At 63.1% G+C, this 19,523-nt stretch carries 17 protein-coding genes; 10 read left to right on the top strand and 7 right to left on the bottom strand.

What is annotated here, in order from left to right; genetic code table 11:
* Window positions 1-202: 202 nt before the first annotated feature.
* Window positions 203-1,228 (bottom strand): YihY/virulence factor BrkB family protein, encoded by a 1,026-nt coding sequence (locus tag V1290_RS09120; protein ID WP_334364090.1) that lies wholly within the window; start codon window positions 1,226-1,228, stop codon window positions 203-205.
* 120 nt (window positions 1,229-1,348) lie between these two features.
* On the bottom strand, window positions 1,349-2,278 hold the full coding sequence (locus tag V1290_RS09115; RefSeq protein WP_334364089.1) for a dihydrodipicolinate synthase family protein: 930 nt from the start codon (window positions 2,276-2,278) through the stop codon (window positions 1,349-1,351).
* A 109-nt stretch (window positions 2,279-2,387) separates the two neighbouring features.
* Here V1290_RS09115 and V1290_RS09110 point away from each other — a divergent pair, with 109 nt between their 5' ends.
* The 5 genes from V1290_RS09110 to V1290_RS09090 all read left to right on the top strand — a co-directional run bounded on the left by V1290_RS09110 (window position 2,388) and on the right by V1290_RS09090 (window position 9,349).
* Entirely contained in the window at window positions 2,388-3,572 is a 1,185-nt protein-coding gene (locus V1290_RS09110; protein WP_334364088.1) for a CaiB/BaiF CoA transferase family protein, read from the top strand.
* Between the two features lie 265 nt (window positions 3,573-3,837).
* Window positions 3,838-4,599, top strand: coding sequence for an SDR family NAD(P)-dependent oxidoreductase (locus V1290_RS09105; protein ID WP_334364087.1), 762 nt, complete (start codon window positions 3,838-3,840; stop codon window positions 4,597-4,599).
* 33 nt (window positions 4,600-4,632) lie between these two features.
* Window positions 4,633-5,469: an enoyl-CoA hydratase family protein gene (locus tag V1290_RS09100; protein WP_334364086.1), complete on the top strand. Its 837-nt coding sequence runs from the start codon at window positions 4,633-4,635 to the stop codon at window positions 5,467-5,469.
* 201 nt (window positions 5,470-5,670) lie between these two features.
* A complete protein-coding gene (locus V1290_RS09095; protein ID WP_334364085.1) occupies window positions 5,671-8,019 on the top strand; it encodes a bifunctional salicylyl-CoA 5-hydroxylase/oxidoreductase in 2,349 nt (782 codons plus the stop codon).
* Between the two features lie 76 nt (window positions 8,020-8,095).
* Window positions 8,096-9,349 (top strand): flavin-dependent oxidoreductase, encoded by a 1,254-nt coding sequence (locus V1290_RS09090; protein WP_334364084.1) that lies wholly within the window; start codon window positions 8,096-8,098, stop codon window positions 9,347-9,349.
* A 1-nt stretch (window position 9,350) separates the two neighbouring features.
* Here V1290_RS09090 and V1290_RS09085 read toward each other — a convergent pair whose 3' ends face one another.
* Complete coding sequence (locus V1290_RS09085) at window positions 9,351-9,806, bottom strand: cupin domain-containing protein (protein ID WP_334364083.1); 456 nt, start codon at window positions 9,804-9,806, stop codon at window positions 9,351-9,353.
* A 21-nt stretch (window positions 9,807-9,827) separates the two neighbouring features.
* Complete coding sequence (locus V1290_RS09080) at window positions 9,828-11,003, bottom strand: ABC transporter substrate-binding protein (RefSeq protein ID WP_334364082.1); 1,176 nt, start codon at window positions 11,001-11,003, stop codon at window positions 9,828-9,830.
* Window positions 11,004-11,219: 216 nt separating this feature from the next.
* On the opposite strand from V1290_RS09080, the gene V1290_RS09075 reads away from it, so the two are divergent.
* The gene (locus tag V1290_RS09075) at window positions 11,220-11,714 is read left to right on the top strand and encodes a MarR family winged helix-turn-helix transcriptional regulator (protein WP_028347469.1); all 495 of its coding nucleotides are present in this window, start codon (window positions 11,220-11,222) and stop codon (window positions 11,712-11,714) included.
* A 42-nt stretch (window positions 11,715-11,756) separates the two neighbouring features.
* Here V1290_RS09075 and V1290_RS09070 read toward each other — a convergent pair whose 3' ends face one another.
* Complete coding sequence (locus tag V1290_RS09070; RefSeq protein WP_334364081.1) at window positions 11,757-12,773, bottom strand: AraC family transcriptional regulator; 1,017 nt, start codon at window positions 12,771-12,773, stop codon at window positions 11,757-11,759.
* Window positions 12,774-13,029: 256 nt separating this feature from the next.
* On the opposite strand from V1290_RS09070, the gene V1290_RS09065 reads away from it, so the two are divergent.
* The 4 genes from V1290_RS09065 to V1290_RS09050 all read left to right on the top strand — a co-directional run bounded on the left by V1290_RS09065 (window position 13,030) and on the right by V1290_RS09050 (window position 17,356).
* Window positions 13,030-13,479, top strand: coding sequence for a cupin domain-containing protein (locus V1290_RS09065; RefSeq protein WP_334364080.1), 450 nt, complete (start codon window positions 13,030-13,032; stop codon window positions 13,477-13,479).
* Between the two features lie 33 nt (window positions 13,480-13,512).
* Window positions 13,513-15,003 (top strand): flavin-containing monooxygenase, encoded by a 1,491-nt coding sequence (locus V1290_RS09060; protein WP_334364079.1) that lies wholly within the window; start codon window positions 13,513-13,515, stop codon window positions 15,001-15,003.
* A gap of 171 nt (window positions 15,004-15,174) precedes the next feature.
* Complete coding sequence (locus V1290_RS09055; protein WP_334364078.1) at window positions 15,175-16,872, top strand: benzoate-CoA ligase family protein; 1,698 nt, start codon at window positions 15,175-15,177, stop codon at window positions 16,870-16,872.
* 25 nt (window positions 16,873-16,897) lie between these two features.
* Window positions 16,898-17,356, top strand: a complete 459-nt coding sequence (locus V1290_RS09050; protein ID WP_442893659.1) for a RidA family protein — start codon at window positions 16,898-16,900, stop codon at window positions 17,354-17,356.
* Between the two features lie 22 nt (window positions 17,357-17,378).
* Here V1290_RS09050 and kynA read toward each other — a convergent pair whose 3' ends face one another.
* Both kynA and kynU read right to left on the bottom strand, forming a co-directional pair.
* Window positions 17,379-18,218: a tryptophan 2,3-dioxygenase gene (gene kynA, locus V1290_RS09045; RefSeq protein ID WP_334364077.1), complete on the bottom strand. Its 840-nt coding sequence runs from the start codon at window positions 18,216-18,218 to the stop codon at window positions 17,379-17,381.
* The gene (gene kynU, locus V1290_RS09040; protein WP_334364076.1) at window positions 18,215-19,408 is read right to left on the bottom strand and encodes a kynureninase; all 1,194 of its coding nucleotides are present in this window, start codon (window positions 19,406-19,408) and stop codon (window positions 18,215-18,217) included. The genes kynA and kynU overlap by 4 nt, the downstream gene beginning before the upstream one ends.
* Window positions 19,409-19,523: the final 115 nt, after the last annotated feature.

Here is a 19,523-nt window from a genome sequence, read left to right as displayed (position 1 = left end):
TATTTCTTCACGGCGGGAATCAATGTGAGCGGGCACTTGATGTAATGGCTTCAACTCTGATTTCCAGTTCAGCGCTGCGCAATTTTAGCGATCAAAAACGCAGAACGCAAAAAGCAGGCCGACGGTCACTGCAGCCGAAAATAACAGCGAGCCAAGACATCCCAGCCTGTTCGAGAAAAACGGGAACATTGCGCTTCTGCGCTTATGATTTCGCTTCTCCGACCGTGTCGGCCATCTTCGCCCCACGCTGGCCCAACGGCTTGTTTCCGCCCTCCGTGCTGTCGGCTGCGGTCTGATGCTCGATCTCCGCATTGAGTTCGGCACCGAGCAACACGACGATCGTGGACATCCACATCCACATCATCAAGCCGATCGCGGCCCCGAGCGAGCCGTACGTCGCGTCGTAGTTTGCATAATTGGAAAGGTAGAACGACAGCAAGGCCGATCCCGCAAGCCATGCCAGCGTTGCAACCACGCTGCCGACGCTCAGCCAGCGCCATTGCGGCGAGCGGCGGCTTGGTCCGAACCGGTAGAGCACCGCGAGGCCAAACAGCATCATCAGGACCAGGACAGGCCAGCGTCCGAATCGAAACAGCGCATCGGTGACGGCTCCGAGCCCGATCGTGGACAGAACGATCGGAAGCGCGACCACGGAACCGATGGTGAGAAGCACCGCCACCAGTCCGCCAAAGGTGAGTGCGAGGGAAACCGCATTGAGCTTGAAGAAGCCGCGCTTCTCGTCCTCGTCATAGACCACATTGAGCGCATCGATGATAGCCTTGATGCCGCCATTGGCGCTCCATACGGCAAGCAGGAAAGAGAACAGAAACGCCAGCCCCAGCGTGACCTCGCCCTTGGCCAGTACGCGATTGACCTGATCTCTGACGATGCCGAGCGCGCCCTCTGGCAGGATGCCCGCAAGCATCGTCATGTGATCGTTGATCGTGCTTGCCTTGGCGAACAGCGCGTAGGACGAGACGAGGGCGGTGATCGCCGGGAAAAGGGCAAGCAGGCCATAGAAGACGACGCCTGCGGCAACGGCGAGCAGCCGGTCTTCGCCGACCTGCTGATAGGTCCTGATCAGGATATCCTTCCACCCTCTCCAGGGAATCTGCCACGGAGACACCGCACGGCGGCCGCGGCCCCGATCGCCTGGAGCTCCCGAAGCATCCGGCTGTCCGTTGGCTGGCTCAGGCTTCGTGTCGTGCCTGTTACTCACATGGCTCATGACGAACCGTCCCGCGTCTCTACGCCTCAATGCGCAGGAAGCGGCGACGTTCCTAGATCAAGTCGTGATGAGCAGGCGGCTATACAGTGCCGAAGAGCGGTGCCGGCTGACGGTGGCGATCTACCGCCCCCAGCGCAACACCACGGGATCGAGCTGGCGGGCGATTTCGATGAGACCGGCGCGCGCCGCCGGGTGAACCCTTTGCAGGGGATGACGAACCGCGTCCGAACCGATCACGCCGCCTTCCTTCATCAGGATCTTGGCGGCCTGCAAGCCGCACTGGCGGTTCTCGTAATTGATCAGCGGCAGCCAGCGCGCATAGGCTGCCATCGCTTCCTCGCGTCGGCCTGCGAGATAGGGATCGATGACCTGCCGGATGCCATCAGGGTAGCCGCCCCCCGTCATGGCGCCGGTCGCCCCGGCATCGAGATCGGCCATCAGCGTGATCGCTTCCTCGCCGTCCCAGGGACCTTCGATGTGGTCGCCGCCGGCCGCGATCAGATCGCGAAGCTTCGCCGCCGCCATCGGCACCTCGATCTTGAAATAGCGGATATTCGGAATTTCCCGCGCCATGCGCGCCAGCAGGTCGACCGAAAGCGGCGTCCCGGCAACGGGCGCATCCTGGATCATGATGGGAATGTCGATGGCGTCGGAGACGGTGCGATAGAACTCGAAAATAGCCTTTTCCGGCACGCGGAAAGTGGCGCCGTGGTACGGCGGCATGATCATTACCATCGCCGCGCCCGCGTCCTGGGCCTGGCGGCTGCGCTCGGCGCAGATGCGCGAACCGAAATGCGTCGTCGTCACGATCACCGGCACGCGGCCGGCGACGTGCTCCAGCACCGCGACCATCACCTTTTCGCGCTCGGCATCGGTGAGGACGAACTGCTCGGAGAAATTGGCCAGAATGCACAGGCCGTTCGAGCCGGCGTCGATCATGAAATCGATGCAGCGCCGCTGGCCTTCGAGATCGAGCTCCCCCTGATCGTCGAAGATGGTCGGAGCGACGGGGAAAACACCGCGATAGGGCCGTTGTGCAGTCGGGGTCATTTAGGGATGTTCCGTTCGAAAGGGATCAGTGATTGTATGGCCGTCCCATTCATTCATCAACATGATAGAAGGCTCGTGACAATCGAGCAGTCAGACAAGGAAAAGACCGATGGGGGGAGTTCTGGAGGGCATTCGTGTCCTCGATTTCGGGCGCTATATCGCGGGGCCGTATTGCGCGACATTGCTGGCGGAGTTCGGTGCGGAAGTCATCCGGGTGGAAAAGCGCGACGGCAGCGAGGACCGTTTCGTGGCGCCGGTCGGCGAAGGCGGCGAGGGCGCGTTGTTCCTGCAGGTCAACCGCAACAAGAAATGCATCACGCTCGATCCGATGAAGCCGCAAGGCCAGGAGGTGATGCGCCGACTGGTTGCGACATCAGACGTCGTCGTCGCCAACCTGCCGCCGCAGACGCTGCGCGCGATGAAGCTCGACTATGACTCGCTGAAGGCGATCAAGCCGGACATCATCCTGACGACCGCGACCGCTTTCGGCGGGCCGGGACCATGGTCGGATCGCGTCGGCTTTGACGGCGTTGGCCAGGTGATGTCGGGCGCGGTCTTCATGACGGGCAAGGGCGATCCGCCGTACCGGGCCGCGGTGAACTGGGTCGACTTCGGCACCGCGCTGCATTGCGCCTTCGGCACGCTCGCCGCGCTGATCGAGCGGGCTAAGTCCGGGCGCGGGCAGATCGTCGAGGGCGCGCTGCTCGCGACCGCGCTGTCTTTCACCAACGCAATGCTGATCGAGCAGGCGGTGATATCAGCCAACCGCGTGCCCACGGGCAATCTCGGCCAGACCGCGGCGCCCGCCGATATCTACCGCACCAAAGACGGCTGGGTGCTGTGCCAGGTCACCGGCCATCCGCTGTTCATCCGCTGGGCCAGATTGATGGGCGAGGATCATTGGCTCAGCGATCCCCGCTTCGCCGACGACATCAAGCGAGGCGATCACGGTCCCATTATCAGTGAGCGAATGGCGCGCTGGTGCGCCGAGCGCACCACGCAGCAAGCCATCGATACGCTCGGCCAGGCGATGATTCCGGCAGGTCCCGTGCTGAGCCCGCAACAGGCGCTGGAGCATCCGCACATCCGCGCCACTGGTTTCATGCAGGATGTCGATTATCCCGGCTTGCCGAACCCCGCGCCAGTGGCGCGCGCCGCGGTGCGGCTTTCGGAGACCCCAGGCGAAATCGTCACGCGCCCGCCGACGCTCGGCGAGCACACCGATAGCGTGCTGGCCGACATCGGCTACGACGCGGACGCGATTGCAACGCTGCGAAGAGACGGGATTATATAGCGCTTAGCTGCCGTAGGGTTGGCAAAGGAGCGTCAACGACGTGCCCATCATCCATCGTCGTCCCAGCGAACGCAGGGACCCATAACCACCGGCTTGCGTTGTTGAAGAAAGCCGTCGACCAGCGCACCCAAATAATTTCCGCCGCGGAGTATGGGTCCCTGCGTTCGCAGGGACAACCGGACCGCCGCAACGAATGCGCGCCCCTTCCTTGCAAAAGCTTGAAGTTTAAAATATATGCTGAACCCTGATCCTGGAGGCTTGACCGATGTCCCAATTGTCGCGTTCCTCCCATGCGCTCGTCACCGGCGGCGGGCGGGGCATCGGCCTTGCGATATCGGCGGCGCTGTCGAAAGCTGGTGCAACGGTAACGGTGCTCGGGCGCAACCGCGCGACATTGGATGAAGCGGTTGCGTCCGGCGCAGCGCGGTTTGCAGCCGTCGCTGATGTCGCCGACCAGGCTTCCGTCAAGTCGGCCGTTGCGGAAGCCGCCGCGCGGCAGCCGATCGATATCCTCATTGCCAATGCCGGCGCGGCGGAGTCCGCGCCGTTCGGCCGCTCCGACGCGACGCTGTTCCAGCGGATGATTGACGTCAATTTCATGGGCGTGGTCCACGCCACGCAAGCCGTATTGCCGGGAATGATCGAGCGCCGCCGCGGCCGGATCGTTGCGGTGGCTTCCACCGCGGGCCTCAAGGGCTACGCTTATGTCAGCGCCTACAGCGCGGCGAAACACGCGGTGATCGGCCTTGTCCGTTCGCTGGCGCTGGAGACGGCCAAGAGCGGCGTTACCGTGAATGCCGTGTGTCCCGGCTTCACCGAGACCGATCTGCTGGAAGGCTCGATCGACAACATCATCAAGAAGACCGGCCGCAGCCGCGAGCAGGCGATCGCGGAGTTGTCAAAGCACAATCCGCAGGGACGTCTCGTCGCGCCGTCGGAAGTGGCTGATACCGTGCTCTGGCTCTGTGGCGAGGGCGCAGGCGCCATCACTGGACAGGCCATCGCGGTTGCCGGTGGCGAGGTCTAAGCGGTCAACGACAATGCAATTCAGGGAGATCCCATGAGCAAGCCTGCCAACCCCGTCACGCTGCCGCTGGCCGACTATTCGCCGAAACATTTTGTGCTGGCGGTCGTGGATCGCGTCGCCACGGTGACGCTCAATCGTCCTGAGCGAAAGAATCCGCTGACCTTCGAAAGCTACCGCGAGCTCACCGATTTCTTCCGCGCCTGCGCGATGGATGACGAAGTCAAAACCATCGTCGTCACAGGCGCGGGCGGCAACTTCTCGTCCGGCGGCGACGTGTTCGAGATCATCGGCCCCTTGATCCAGATGGACACCAAGGGACTGACCGCCTTTACCCGCATGACCGGCGACCTGGTGAAAGCGATGCGGGCCTGCCCGCAGCCGATCGTTGCCGCCGTCGAGGGCATCTGCGCCGGCGCGGGCGCGATCATGGCCATGGCCTCGGATCTGCGCCTGGCCGCCACCGGCGCCAAGGTCGCCTTCCTGTTCAACAAGGTCGGGCTCGCCGGTTGCGACATGGGCGCCTGCGCGATCCTGCCGCGCATCATCGGGCAATCACGGGCGTCGGAACTGCTCTACACCGGCCGCTTCATGACCGCGGAGGAGGGCGAGCGCTGGGGCTTCTTCAGCCGCATCGTTACGCCGGACGCGGTGCTGCCGCAGGCGCAGCTTCTGGCCAAGCAGATTTCGGAAGGACCCACCTTCGCCAACACCATGACCAAGCGTATGCTGGCGATGGAATGGGCAATGTCGGTGGAGGAAGCGATCGAGGCCGAGGCGGTGGCGCAAGCGCTCTGCATGACCACGGAAGATTTCGCGAGGGCGTTCGAGGCGTTCTCGAACAAGCGAACCCCGGTGTTTCAGGGGAATTGAGGCCCATTCATCCCCTCATGGTGAGGAGGCGCGTTAGCGCCGTCTCGAACCATGCAGCCCCGTGGCCCATCCTTCGAGACGCGGCCTAAAGGCCGCTCCTCAGGATGAGGGCGGAGAGGTGGTAACAGGGGCTTGCTCCGAAATTACTTTAGGCTTAAAGTAATTTGGAACTAGCCCGACAGCCTGTTTCGGAGGCGGTAGATGAAGATCGCGATAATCGGCGGCGGACCGGCCGGTCTCTATGCCGCGATCCTCTTGAAGAAACAGCGGCCGCAGGCCGAGATCACCGTCTATGAGCGCAACCGCGCCGACGATACCTTCGGCTTCGGCGTCGTGTTCTCCGACGCCACGCTGGACAATTTCGAAAAATACGATCCGCCGAGCTACCGCCGCATCACTCAGGAATTCGCCTATTGGGACGACATCGCCGTGCATTTCCGCGGCACCGTCCACCGCGTCGGCGGCAACGGCTTTTGCGGCTGCTCGCGTCGCACGCTGCTGTTGATCCTGCAGGAGCGTGCCCGCGAACTCGGGGTCACATTGCTGTTCGAAACCGATATCGACGACGAAGCCCGTTTCGCCGACACCGATCTCATCGTGCTCGCCGACGGCATCAACAGCCGCTTCCGCGACAAGCACATCGAGCATTTTCAGCCGCAGACCGACCTGCGCTCCAACAAATTCGCATGGATGGGCTCGACCCGGCCGCTCGACGCCTTCACCTTCATCTTCCAGGAGACAGAGTGGGGCCCGTTCATCGCGCACGCCTATCAGTATGAAGCCGGCCGCTCGACGTGGATCTTCGAGACCGACGCCGAAACCTTCCACCGCGCCGGCCTCGAAGGCCTCAGCGAACGTGAGTCCGCCGATCGCATGGCCGAAATCTTCGGCTGGTTCCTCGACGGCCATCCGCTGCTGATCAACCGCTCGATGTGGCGCAATTTTCCGATGATCCGCAGCCAGCGCTGGATCAAGGACAACATGGTGCTGCTCGGCGACGCCAAGGCGACCGCGCATTTCTCGATCGGTTCGGGCACCAAGCTCGCGATGGAAGACGCGATTGCACTCGCCGACGCCATGGCGCAGGCGCCGACCGTCGACGCCGCGTTGCAGACCTACGAGCAGGGGCGGCGCGAGGAGGTCGAGAAGATCCAGCACGCCGCCGACGTGTCGCTGGTCTGGTTCGAGCACGTCGACCGCTTCTGGGATTTCGATCCCGTGCAGTTCGCGTTCGGCGTCATGACCCGCGCCAAGGCGATCACCTACGACAACCTCACGCTGCGCGCGCCGGAGTTCGTCCGCGAAGTCGACAAGGCGTTTGCGAAGCAGGTTCGCGCCAAAGGATTCGATGTCGACCTCGACAAGCCGACGGCGCCGATGTTCCAGCCGCTCAGGCTGCGGGAGATGGAAGTGAGGAACCGCGCGGTGGTGTCGCCTATGTGCATGTATTCGGCGAAAGACGGCGTGCCCGGCGATTTCCACCTGGTGCATTACGGCTCGCGCGCCATCGGCGGCGCGGGACTGATCTTCACCGAGATGACTTGCGTCGGCCGCGACGCGCGCATCACGCCCGGCTGCACCGGTCTATGGAACGACGAGCAGCAGACCGCCTGGACGCGCATCGTCGATTTCGTCCACGCCAATTCGGCCGCCAAGATCTGCCTGCAGCTCGGTCATGCCGGCCGCAAGGGCGCAACCAAATTGATGTGGGAGGGGATGGACCGGCCGCTGGAAGAGGGCGGCTGGGATACGATCTCGGCGTCACCATTGCCTTACTTCCCCGACAGCCAGGTGCCGCGCGAAATGGATCGCGCCGCGATGGGCCGGGTCAAGGAAGAGTTCGTGGCGGCCACGTTGCGCGGGGTGGCTTGCGGCTTCGACATGCTGGAACTGCACTGCGCCCATGGCTATCTGCTGGCGAGCTTCATCTCGCCGCTGACCAACCAACGCACCGACGAATATGGCGGCCCGCTCGCCAACCGGCTGCGCTATCCGCTCGAAGTGTTCGAGGCGATGCGGGCGGCGTGGCCGGCGCACAAGCCGATGTCGGTTCGCATCTCCGCCACCGACTGGGCGGCGGGCGGCATCACCGGCGATGACGCGGTCGCGATCGCGCGCGCGTTCGCCGAAGCCGGCGTCGATCTCGTCGATGTCTCGACGGGCCAGACCGTGCGCGACGCGCAGCCGATCTATGGCCGGATGTTCCAGACGCCGTTCTCCGATCAGGTCCGGAACGAGGCCCGCGTCGCGACCATGTGCGTCGGGAACATCACCACCGCAGACCAGGTGAACACGATTCTGGCCGCCGGTCGCGCCGATCTCGTCGCGCTCGCCCGGCCGCATCTGGTCGATCCGTTCTTCACGATGCGGGCTGCGGCCTGGTATGGCGCCGACATTGCCTGTCCGCCGCAATATCTGCCCGGCAAGGAACAGATTTTCCGCAACAGCGTACGCGACCGGCAGGATTTCGAGGACCTCAAGGTTAAGGCTAAACCGAAAACCCGCGCCGAGCTGAAGGCCGAGGCGACAAAGCCGCTTGCGGCCGAATAGGCCGAATGGCAGGCTCTATCGCTCTCTCGCCCGGCGCCAGCGGGGAGAGGTCGAAGAATAGAGTGGAGTTACGCGCATGAAGGCGATCATCGTCGGAGGCGGCATCGGAGGCCTTACCACCGCGCTGATGCTGCGCGCCCGCGGCATCGATTGCGAAGTGTTCGAGCAGTCCGACACCATCCGCGAACTCGGCGTCGGCATCAACACACTGCCGCATGCGATCAGAGAACTAACCGCCCTCGGCCTGTTGGACCGGCTCGATGCCGCCGCTGTTCGTACCGATCAACTGTATTATCTCAGCCGCCACGGCCAGGAAGTCTGGCGCGAGCCGCGCGGCCTCGATGCCGGGCACGACGTGCCCCAATTCTCGGTCCACCGCGGCCGCCTGCAAAGCGTGATTCATCGCGCCGTCGAGGAACGGCTCGGCAACGAGGCGATCCACACCGGTTGCCGTCTCGGCGCGTTTGCCCAGCATGAAGGCGGCGTGGTCGCGCACTTCTTCGACCGCACCGGCTCCCACGTCAAAACCGCGCGCGGCGATATTTTGGTCGGCGCCGACGGCATTCATTCGCGCGTGCGCGAGATGCTGTTTCCGGACGAGGGACCGCCGTGCTGGAACGGCTTGATGCTGTGGCGTGGCGCGCGCGACTGGCCGGCGTTCCTGACCGGCCGCTCGATGATCGTGGCCGGCGGCTTGAATGCCAAGGTCGTGGTCTATCCGATTGCGGAAGGCTCAAGTCCATCGAGCCGGCTGACCAACTGGGCGGTGCTGGTGAAGATCGGTGACGGCAATTCGCCGCCGCCGCGCCGCGAGGATTGGTCGCGGCCCGGCAAGCGCGAGGAGCTGATGCCGCATGTCGAGCGCTTCAAGGTGCCATATGTCGACGTGCGCAGCCTGATCTCGGCGACGCCGGAATTTTACGAATATCCGTGCTGCGACCGCGATCCCTTGCCGTACTGGACCTGGGGCCGGGTGACGCTGCTCGGCGACGCCGCGCATCCGATGTATCCAGTCGGATCGAATGGCGCCTCGCAAGCGATCCTCGACGCGCGGGCACTGGCCGATGAATTGGCGCGCGCCGAACATCCGCGCCAGGCGCTGGTCGCCTATGAGAAGAAGCGCCTGCCGATGACGGCGGAGATCGTGCGCGCAAACCGCCGCGGTGGTCCCGAAGGCGTGATCGACGCTGTCGAGCAACTGGCGCCGGACGGCTTTACCGACATCGAGAAGGTGCTGAGCCACGCCCAGCGCGAGGCGATCGTGCGCGGCTATGCGTCGAAGGCCGGCTTCGCCGCGCCGCAGGTCGGGCTCGCGGCGGTGCGGGCGTAACTCACGCCCCCGGAGGCGGCGGCAGGAAGTGGATGTTGTGCTCGGCCGCCAGCGCCACCACCGCGTCCGGCTTCTGCTCCTTCATGTTGTGGATCGCCCAGAACAGGTCGTAGAGCCGCCGTGTCGGCGAGACCCAGAACAGCGTCTTCGCGGTTCGTCCCGACTTGTTGAAGATGCCGTGCGGCTTGCCCATCGGCAGGCGAACCAGATCGCCGGGTGTCGCCTGCGTTTCGGCGCCGTCGAGGAAGAAGTCGAGCTGCCCTTCCAGGATATAGAGATACTCGTCCTGATCGGGATGGATGTGCGGCGGCACAAAAGTCTCGGGCGGCAACGTCGCATGCCAGGAGAAGGAATGCTCGGTGACGCTCTTCGGCACATAGGTCTGACCGAGAATGCTCCAGGAAATTCCCTGGATTCCCTCGTTGGCGCGGGTAATGCCGGCGATTTCAGTCTTCATAGTGTCGCTCCCTCTCGATTGTTATTTCGCGGCCGTGCAATCCTTGGCATAGCGATCGCCGTAGTTGGAAAACACCTTCTCGACGATCTCGGTCTGGAATTTGCCGTCCGGACGCTTGGCGACCTTGGTCAGATAGAAATTCTGGATCGGATAGCCATTCACGTTGAACTTGAAGTCGCCGCGCAGCGAAGTGAACTCGGCCTTCTTCAGCGCGGCCGAGACCGCGTCCTTGTTCTTCAGATCGCCCTTCACCGCCTTCACCGCGCTGTCGATCAGCATGGCCGTATCATAGCCCTGCATCGCGTAGGTGCCGGGCACGCTGTTATAGGCAGCCTCGTAAGCAGCGACGAATTTTTTGCTGTGGGGATTGTCCATGTTCGGCGCCCAGTTGGCGCCGCCGAACATGCCGACGGCGGCATCCTGCTGCGCGGGCAGGGTCGATTCGTCGACCGTGAACGCCGACAGCACCGGGATCTTGTCGGCGAGGCCGGCCTGCCGGTACTGCTTGACGAGGCCGACACCCATGCCGCCCGGCATGAAGGTGAACAGCGCATCGACCTTGGAGGAGGCGATCTTGGTCAGCTCGACCTGGAAATCCAGCGTGCCGAGCGGTGTATAGCTCTCCTCGACGATCTCGCCCTTGTAGTCGAGCTTGAATCCGGCCGCCGAATCCTTGCCGGCCTGATAGTTCGGCACCAGCACGTACATGCGCTTGTAGCCGCGGTCCTGGGCGACCTTGCCGAGGATCTCGTGAACCTGGTCGTTCTGGTACGATGTCACGTAGAAGAACGGGTTGCACTCCTTGCCGGCATAGCTCGACGGCCCCGCGTTCGGGCTGATCAGGAACGTCTTGTTCCCCGTCACTGGCCGGTGAATGGCCTGCAGGATGTTGGAGAAGATCGGCCCGACGACGAAATCCACCGTCTCGCGCTCGAGCAGGCCCTTGGCCTTGGTCACGGCGCCATCGGGCTTGAGTTCGTCGTCGACGACGATCACCTCGACGTCCTTGCCGGCCATCTTGCCGCCGAGATCCTTGACTGCGAGCTGGAAGCCGTCGCGGGATTGCTGGCCGAGTACGGCCGCCGGGCCGGACAAGGTCGTAATCACGCCGATCTTGATCTTCTCCTGCGCTGCGGCCGGAGCGGCGGCAAACCCCAGCAAAACGGCAAGCCCTGTCAGTTTCAACGACTGCTTCATGATTATTCCTCCGTTCGGCGGCCCTGCAGCCAAAACCTGCGCTACATCAAATGCTCGGGGTGCAGCTTATTCTGACGGCGACGGCACCCGCAAGCGCAACGCCTCCATGCAAGCCCATGCGCCAATTGCTTGAAACTTAAAGAAATCTGGGCAATGATCCCAAGCTGAGCTCTGTTCGAGCTCGCCGAAAGTTAAAACGCAGACAAGATTAGGATCATGACTCTCGATTCAGAGACCAAGGCCGTCGAGCTCCCGGAGCATCATGGCGACGAACTCAGGCTGTGGCTTCGCCTCCTGACCTGCACGACCTTGATCGAGGGCGAGGTACGCAGCCGCTTGCGCGAGCGCTTCGACGTCACGCTGCCGCGGTTCGACCTGATGGCCCAGCTCGACAAGGTGCCGGAGGGCATGACGCTGTCCGATGTCTCCAAGCGGATGATGGTTTCGAATGGCAACGTCACCGGCCTCGTCGAGCGCCTGGTCGAATCCGGGCATCTCGACCGCCGCACCTCGGAGGTCGATCGCCGCGTGCAGGTGATCCGCCTGACCAAGGCCGGTCGTGCCGAATTCCGCAAAATGGCGGCAGAGCACGAATTATGGATCGCCGACATTTTCGGAGACCTGACGCCGAAGGACGTTCGCGAGCTGATGCGCCTGTTGGCCAAGACCAAAACTTCGGCGCAGAAATCCGCGAGAGCGCGGGGCGACTGATATCCGACGCCGCGGAGGATCCGTTGAGCAACTCGCTGGACGCTAGTTCATTCCGCGCAGGGTCGCGGAGGGCGTTTCACCGAACTTGATCCGATAGGCGCTCGCCATACGGCTCAGATGGGTAAATCCCAGCTCGAATGCGATATCGGTGACGCTGTCGTTAGGGGAGGCGACGGCCAGTCTGACGTTGAGGTGCGCGAGGCGGATGTCGCGCAGCATCTCGGAAATCGATGTGCCGAAATGCCGCCGGAAGCCGAGCTGTAGCGCACGGATGCCCGTGCCTGCGGCTGCAGCAAGGCGCACGAGATCGAGCGGCTCGTCCGCGTGCGCGTATAAGAACTCGCGCGCCCGTCGCAACGATTGCGGCAGCGTTTCGGCCCGGCCGCCAAATCGCTCGATGGCATCGCTGGCGCTGTGATGCTGGTCGTGGAGCAAAGCACCCAACAACGTCTCGCGTATATTGGCTGCTGTTATCGGCGACGGCTGCTGCTGCGGTCCGAGGCATTCGGCAAGATCGACGAATTCCAAAACCTGCGACTGAAGCGCGCAGCCGGCTGCGGAGGAGAGGTCGACCACGGGCTCAAACTCGACCGCGCCTGCCGGCCGCCCCGATAATGCCGCGGCCCGTTGCTCTATCAGGCGGCGGTCGACCAGCAGAATGATCTGGGCGCAATTGCTCTGCCAAGTCATTCGCGTCGGGATCGTCGGCGACAACAGCGAGGCGCTGGCGCCGGGAGCGGTTGCGATGTCGCGCGAGGCGGTTCGGATCCGCGCTGAACCGTGCACGGGGATTTGCAACAGAAAGAAGCGCTCGAGGCAGCCGGGGTCGATCAACACCGACCCGCCATAGGCGACGTAGTTGATGGAAAATCCGCCAAAGATCGCACAGTTATGCAGCGCGAAAAATTTGGATGAGGCGCGGGCGGGCTTTAGCTCATGCGGGCAGAATATGCGTCCAATCGCGTCGGCGGCAGCATCGACGCTGCCGGTCGAAACGCGGTTGAACGCCGCCAGCCGGACAGTCGGGTCATGCCTGACAATGCTCGTGCCCGTCTCCACGGCCCGGCCCTCCGCATTATTTGAAGCCTATAATATCTCTCGGAGCCGTGGTTGGAAAGGCGATTTGGTAGTCGTGGGTGCCTCGTCGGAAGGCAACGCGGTCTGCTCGTCATTCTGCGCCGCAGCAATCTGAAAAATCTCGCGCGAAGCCGGCCGGATTCGTTTTCCGGCTAGACGGCTGCTTCGGCTCGATCCAGCCTGCACGAACTATTTTTCGGACATCGCAACCACACCAACCGCGACAGAGGAGGGCGACATGGCAGCGCTCGAAAAAGGCATCACCAAGAACGGCACCGGCTACGGCGGCAAGACCTGGAATATTCTCGGTCAGGTCTACTTCCCCAAGGCCGTGACCGATTCAACCTTTGCCTTCGAGACCAATAGCGAGCCCGGACAATTCGTGCCGGTGCACGTTCACCCGACTCAGGATGAATTCATCCTGGTGCAGGAGGGCGTTCTCGATCTCAAGCTCGACGGCGTCTGGGTGCAGGCCAAGGCCGGCGACCTGGTTCGGATGCCACGCGGCATCCCGCATGGCTACTTCAACAAATCAGACAAGCCGGCCCGCGCGCTGTTCTGGGTGTCGCCGATGCAGAAGCTCGAAGCGCTGTTCAACCAGCTTCACAATCTGACCGACCCCGAAGAGGTGGTCCGGATCTCGGCGCAGCATGAAGTGAACTTCTTGCCGCCCGAGGCCAACGAATAGCTCCCTGAACTCATCCCTGTTGGAGACGTCGTCATGGTCAGCCGAAAGAAAGTCTGCGTCATTGGCGCCGGCGTATCCGGACTTGCGGCCGCAAAAGCCTTCGCCGCGCGCGGACATCAGATCACGCTCGTCGAGCGCAGCGGCGATCTTGGCGGCGTCTGGGAACCGGCGCGGTCCTATCCCGAGGTGCAAACACAGAGCCCGAAGGATTTATACCGCTACACCGACAAGGCGATGCCGGATTCTTATCCGGAATGGCCGAAAGGTCCGCAGGTCCACGCCTACCTGACCGAATACGCAAAGGACAACGATCTCCTCGGCGCGATCCGCTTCAACACGACCGTGGTGCAAATGGATCGTCGGCCCGACTCAGCGCCGGGCTGGCGGCTCGATCTGCGTGGGCCGGACGGCGGCGTCAGTCATGAAGACTTCGATTTCGTCGCGGTATGCACCGGGCAGTTCAATGAGCCGCAGACGCTCAGCCTGCCGGGCGAAGACGCCTTCAAGGCGCAGGGCGGGCGCATTCTGCACTCCTCGCAATACAACGACCCGGCGATTGCCAAAGGCCGCAGGATCGTCGTGCTCGGCGGCTCGAAGTCGGCGACCGATATCGCCGTCAACGCGGTCAATTCCGGGGCGGCCGAAGTGACGCTGGTGTACCGCGAGCCGGTGTGGCGGATTCCCTATTTCATCGGCGGCTTGGTCAATTTCAAACGCATTCTCTACATCCGCGCGCAGGAGGAGATGTTCCGGAGCTGGGGCATCGGCGCGATGTCACAGTTCGCGCATGCGGTGGCAAAGCCGCTCGTCTGGGCCAACTGGCGCGGGCTGGAGAGCCTTCTGAAAATTCAACTCAAGCTCGGCAAATGCGACATGGTGCCGAAAGAGCGGATCGAAGACGGCGTCAACTGCTCGGTGCCGATCGCGACGCCGGGATTCTTTGCGATGGTCGCGGACAAGCGCATCAAGGCTATCAGAGGCAGTTTTGAGCGCTATGATGGCAATACGATCGTGATGACCGGCGGGCAGCGCGTCCAGGCCGACGTGGCCGTGCTCGCGATCGGCTACAAACTGGGTGTGCCGTTCCTGCCGCAGGCTTACCGGGACAGACTGGTCGATCCCGACGGGCAGTATCGGCTCTATCGGCTGATTGCCAACCCGGACCTGCCCGAAATGGGATTCGTCGGCTTCAACTCCAGCTTCTGCACAGTGCTGTGCGCAGACCTCGCCGCGAACTGGCTCGTGCGCTATGCCGACGGCCAGCTCGTCCGTCAGCCGACGCCCAAGGAAATGCGCGACAACATCGAGATGATGCTGCGTTTCAAGCGCGTCGAGCGGCCGGCCGCCGGCGTCTATGGCGGGCTGTGCGTCGCGCCCTATCACTTCAAGCATTTTGACGAATTGCTCGCCGACATCGGCGTATCCGGACGAAGGCGCAATCCGCTGGTGGAGAAGTTTACCCCGCCCGATGCCGCCGCCTACGGCCGCTTCCTCGCCTTGGCGCCGGACTACCGGGCCGCCTGAGGGGGTTCCCGGCGCCGCTGATCCCTGAAGGTGGGAATACACGATTCCACCCTTGATTCCACCCTTGCGAAAAATTGTTTTAAGCCTAAAATGATTTGTGAGACGGCGTTGCCGGGCGTCCTCGATATTGATCTCGAGCCTTTCATGGATGGAAGCGAGGGGAGATTAAAAATGTCAGGTAGCACTCCCATCCGATCCCTTGGCGGGTCTCTCGGCCCGTCGGGGCACGTCGACGATTTTACGCGGCGAAATCTGCCGCCATCAGAGCAATGGCCGGATCTGCTGCTCGATCGGCCGGAATTTCAGTATCCCGAATATCTCAACGCCGCAGTCGAACTGACCGATCGGATCGTCGAAGAGGGCTGGGGCGATCGGATCGCACTGATCGGCAACGGCCGCCAGCGCACCTACAAGGAACTGGCTGACTGGTCCAACCGCCTCGCGCATGCGCTGGTGGAGAACTACGGCGTCAAGCCCGGCAACCGCGTCCTGATCCGCTCCGGCAACAACCCGGCGTTGGTCGCGGCGTGGCTCGCGGCCACAAAAGCAGGCGCCGTCGTCGTCAACACCATGCCGATGCTGCGCGCCGGTGAATTGAGCAAGATCGTCGACAAGGCGGAGATTGCGCTGGCGCTGACCGACAGCCGCATCGCCGATGAACTGGTCGCGTGCGCGAAGACCAGCCGCTTCCTGAAGCAGGTGGTGAATTTCGACGGGACGTCGAACCACGATGCCGAGCTCGACAGGGTTGCGCTGAACAAGCCGGTCCGGTTCAACGCGGTGAAGACAGGGCGCGACGACGTCGCCCTGCTGGGATTTACCTCGGGCACGACGGGCGAGCCGAAGGCGACGATGCATTTCCATCGCGACCTCATGATCATTGCGGACGGCTATGCCAGGGAAGTGCTCAACGTTACAGAGGACGACGTTTTCGTCGGCTCGCCGCCGCTGGCCTTTACCTTCGGGCTCGGAGGGCTGGCAATCTTCCCCCTGCGCTTCGGCGCAACGGCGACGCTATTGGAAAACGCGTCGCCGCCCGAGATGGTCAAGATCATCGAGACCTACAAGGCGACGATCTGCTTCACCTCGCCGACCGCGTATCGCGCGATGATGGCGGCGATGGATAATGGCGCCGACCTGTCGTCGCTGCGGCTGGCGGTTTCCGCCGGCGAGACATTGCCGGCGCCGGTGTTCGAAGGCTGGACCCGCAAGACCGGCAAGACCATCCTTGACGGCATCGGCTCCACGGAATTGCTGCACATTTTCATTACTAACCGGATCGGCGATGCGGTGGCAGGGACGACTGGACATCCCGTGACGGGCTACGAGGCAAAAATCGTCGACGACGACATGAACGAATTGCCGCCCGGCACCATCGGCAAGCTCGCGGTGCGCGGGCCGACCGGCTGCCGCTATCTCGCCGACGCAAGGCAGTCGAACTATGTGCGCGACGGCTGGAATCTGACGGGCGATACCTTTGTCCGCGACGCGAATGGCCGATTGTCCTTTGTCGCCCGCTCGGACGACATGATCGTCTCCTCCGGCTACAACATCGCAGGCCCCGAGGTCGAAGCGGCGCTGCTGTCGCATCCCGCCGTCGCCGAATGCGGCGTGGTCGGCGCGCCGGACGAGGCGCGGGGCATGATCGTCAAGGCTTACGTGGTTCTGGCCGGCGGCGCTGCTGCCGACGCTGCGCTGACGCAGGCCTTGCAGGATCACGTCAAGCAGACGATTGCACCCTATAAATATCCGCGTGCGATCGAATATGTCGCGCAACTGCCGAAGACCGAGACCGGCAAGCTGAGGCGCTTTGCGCTGAGGCAGATGGCTGCGGCCGGCCCGGCGTCGCCAAGCGTTGCCGCGGAATAATTTCTAACCTGATGGAGAAAAGCCGGTGACCGCCCCCAAAGGCCCCACACTGAGCGTGGTGCCTCATCCCACGACCGACACCTCGCCGCCGGGCCCGCAAGTGCTGCAGCCGAGCGGCTGGCCGATGCCGAAAGGCTACGCCAACGGCATAGCGGCCGACGGCCGGCTCGTGGTGACCGGCGGCGTGATCGGCTGGGATACGCAGGGCCGCCTGGAGCCCGATTTCGTCGCGCAGGTGCGCCAGACGCTATCCAACATCGCCGAGATTCTAGCCGAGGGCGGCGCCGGACCTGAGCATCTGGTGCGCCTGACCTGGTATGTCGTCGACATCGAGGAGTATCTCGCGAGCCTGAAAGAACTCGGCCGCGTCTACCGCGAGATTTTCGGCGCGCACTATCCGGCGATGGCGCTGGTGCAGGTAGTGCGCCTGGTCGAGAAGGAAGCCCGCGTCGAGATCGAAGCGACGGCGGTGGTGCCGCGCTGAAACCTTCTTATCGGGTGTCGTCTTAAAGCTCTGTTCTCAGCCTCCAGAGTTCCGGAAAAAGTTCGACTTCGAGCATCTTGCGCAAGTAGAAGACGCCCGACGTGCCGCCGGTCCCGCGCTTCAGGCCGATGATGCGTTCGACGGTCGTGACGTGGTTGAAGCGCCAGCGGCGGAAATAGTCTTCGAAATCGACCAGCTTTTCCGCAAGCTCGTAGAGCATCCAGTGTTTCGCTGGCGACGCATAGATAGTCTTCCAGGCCTTCAAAACCTCGTCGTTTGGCGTGCGCGTGACGCGCCAGTCGGTTCGGCGCGCGTCTTCGCCGATGTCGAAACCATTGCGCGCCAGCAGCAGCAACGCCTCGTCATAGAGGCCCGGCTCAGCGAGAATTTCCTCGAGCTTGGCCATGATGTCGGCGCGGTGGGCATGCGGGCCAAGCAGCGCCAAATTGCGATTGCCGGCGAGAAACTCGATCGCGCGGTACTGGTACGACTGAAAACCCGAGGACTGCCCGAGCTGATCGCGAAACTCGGTGTATTCGCTGGGTGTCATCGTCCGCAACACGTCCCAGGCGGTATTGAGCTGCTCGAAGATCCGGGCGACGCGCGACAGCATCTTGAAGGCAGGATGCAACTGGTCGTGGCGGATCGCCTTGATGGCGGAACGGATTTCGTGGATGGCCAGCTTCATCCAGAGTTCGGAAGTCTGGTGCTGGATGATGAACAGCAGTTCGTCATGCGCGTCCGAGAGCGGCTCTTGCGCGTCCAGAACGCGTTCCAGATGCAGATAATCGCTGTAGGACATGCGCCCGTCGAACGACATCTGGGCTGCCTCATGCGAGGAGTCGTCGGGCTTGCCAGTCATGTAACGAGCGCCTTTTTGCGATAGTCCGCGGTATCCCAGCGGCGATTGGTCAAGACGTCGGCGAGGACGTCGACTGCCGCGCGAACCTCGGCTTCTCCGATGTAGAGCGGCGTAAAGCCGAAGCGCATCATGTCCGGCGCGCGGAAGTCGCCTATCACGTCGCGCGCGATCAGCGCCTGCATGATCGCGTAGCCATCCGGGTGACGAAATGAAACCTGGCTGCCGCGCCGCTTTCCGTTCCGCGGCGAAGCCAGCGTCAGCTCGGGACAACGTCGTTCGACTTCGCGGATGAACAGGTCGGCGAGCGCGATCGATGCATCGCGCACGTCGGTCATGCTGACGCCGTCCCAGACGTCGAGGGCGGCGTCGAGCGCGGCCATCGCAATGATCGGAGGCGTACCCACTCGCATTCGCTCAATGCCCGGCCCGGCCCGATAGTCGAGGTCAAAGGCAAAGGGCGCATGATGACCCATCCAACCGGAAAGCGCTGGCCGCGCCGTATCGGCGTGCTTCGGCGCAACATAGATGAAGGCTGGCGCGCCAGGACCGGCATTGAGATATTTGTAGGTGCAGCCGACGGCGAAATCGGCTTCGGTTCCTTCCAAGTCGACCGGAATCGCGCCCGCGGAATGCGCCAGATCCCAGACCGTCAAGGCGCCGGCGGCATGCGCCCTGCGCGTCAGCGCGCTCATGTCGTGCAGCCGGCCGGTGCGATAGTCGACCTCGGTCAGCATCAGCACCGCGACCGTCTCGTCGATGGCGCCTTCGACGTCTTCGGGGGCCACGACTTTCAACTCGTAGCCACGGCCGAGCGTTTCAAGCAGACCGCTGGCAATGTAGAGATCGGAAGGAAAGTTGCCGGTGTCCGACAAGATCACGCGCCGCGACGGATTGAGTTCGAGCGCCGAGGCCAGCGCCTGGTAGACTTTGATGGACAGCGTATCGCCCACCACCACCGTTCCGTCGGCAGCGCCGATCAACCGGCCGATGCGGTCGCCGACACGCCGCGGCTGCGTCATCCACCCGGCGACGTTCCAGCCCTTGATAAGGTGCTTGCCCCATTCCTCCGACATCATGCGGCCGACGCGATCGGCGGCTGCAACGGGCAGGGGACCGAGCGAATTGCCGTCCAGATAGATCACGCCATCCGGGATGGCGAACAGGGATTTTGTTCGCGTGAAATCGGTCATGTCATTCCCTGGTCCGCGCCCCCTGGAATTATTCGCGCTGATATCAATTATTTCAAGCTTGAAATTTATGGGCGGAAGGTGCGCTTCCCGGTATAGACTGGTTGCCTGCGGGCAT

The organism is Bradyrhizobium sp. AZCC 1578 (genome assembly GCF_036924675.1).
GTDB lineage: Bacteria > Pseudomonadota > Alphaproteobacteria > Rhizobiales > Xanthobacteraceae > Bradyrhizobium.
Note: the sequence above shows the minus strand (reverse complement) of the source record. Positions and strands in the feature narration are given on the sequence as shown.

Coding starts and splice junctions, on each gene's coding strand:
- V1290_RS09120 (WP_334364090.1), bottom strand. CDS start 1,228: ATGAGCCATGTGAGTAACAGGCACGACACGAAGCCTGAGCCAGCCAAC.
- V1290_RS09115 (WP_334364089.1), bottom strand. CDS start 2,278: ATGACCCCGACTGCACAACGGCCCTATCGCGGTGTTTTCCCCGTCGCT.
- V1290_RS09110 (WP_334364088.1), top strand. CDS start 2,388: ATGGGGGGAGTTCTGGAGGGCATTCGTGTCCTCGATTTCGGGCGCTAT.
- V1290_RS09105 (WP_334364087.1), top strand. CDS start 3,838: ATGTCCCAATTGTCGCGTTCCTCCCATGCGCTCGTCACCGGCGGCGGG.
- V1290_RS09100 (WP_334364086.1), top strand. CDS start 4,633: ATGAGCAAGCCTGCCAACCCCGTCACGCTGCCGCTGGCCGACTATTCG.
- V1290_RS09095 (WP_334364085.1), top strand. CDS start 5,671: ATGAAGATCGCGATAATCGGCGGCGGACCGGCCGGTCTCTATGCCGCG.
- V1290_RS09090 (WP_334364084.1), top strand. CDS start 8,096: ATGAAGGCGATCATCGTCGGAGGCGGCATCGGAGGCCTTACCACCGCG.
- V1290_RS09085 (WP_334364083.1), bottom strand. CDS start 9,806: ATGAAGACTGAAATCGCCGGCATTACCCGCGCCAACGAGGGAATCCAG.
- V1290_RS09080 (WP_334364082.1), bottom strand. CDS start 11,003: ATGAAGCAGTCGTTGAAACTGACAGGGCTTGCCGTTTTGCTGGGGTTT.
- V1290_RS09075 (WP_028347469.1), top strand. CDS start 11,220: ATGACTCTCGATTCAGAGACCAAGGCCGTCGAGCTCCCGGAGCATCAT.
- V1290_RS09065 (WP_334364080.1), top strand. CDS start 13,030: ATGGCAGCGCTCGAAAAAGGCATCACCAAGAACGGCACCGGCTACGGC.
- V1290_RS09060 (WP_334364079.1), top strand. CDS start 13,513: ATGGTCAGCCGAAAGAAAGTCTGCGTCATTGGCGCCGGCGTATCCGGA.
- V1290_RS09055 (WP_334364078.1), top strand. CDS start 15,175: ATGTCAGGTAGCACTCCCATCCGATCCCTTGGCGGGTCTCTCGGCCCG.
- kynA (WP_334364077.1), bottom strand. CDS start 18,218: ATGACTGGCAAGCCCGACGACTCCTCGCATGAGGCAGCCCAGATGTCG.
- kynU (WP_334364076.1), bottom strand. CDS start 19,408: ATGACCGATTTCACGCGAACAAAATCCCTGTTCGCCATCCCGGATGGC.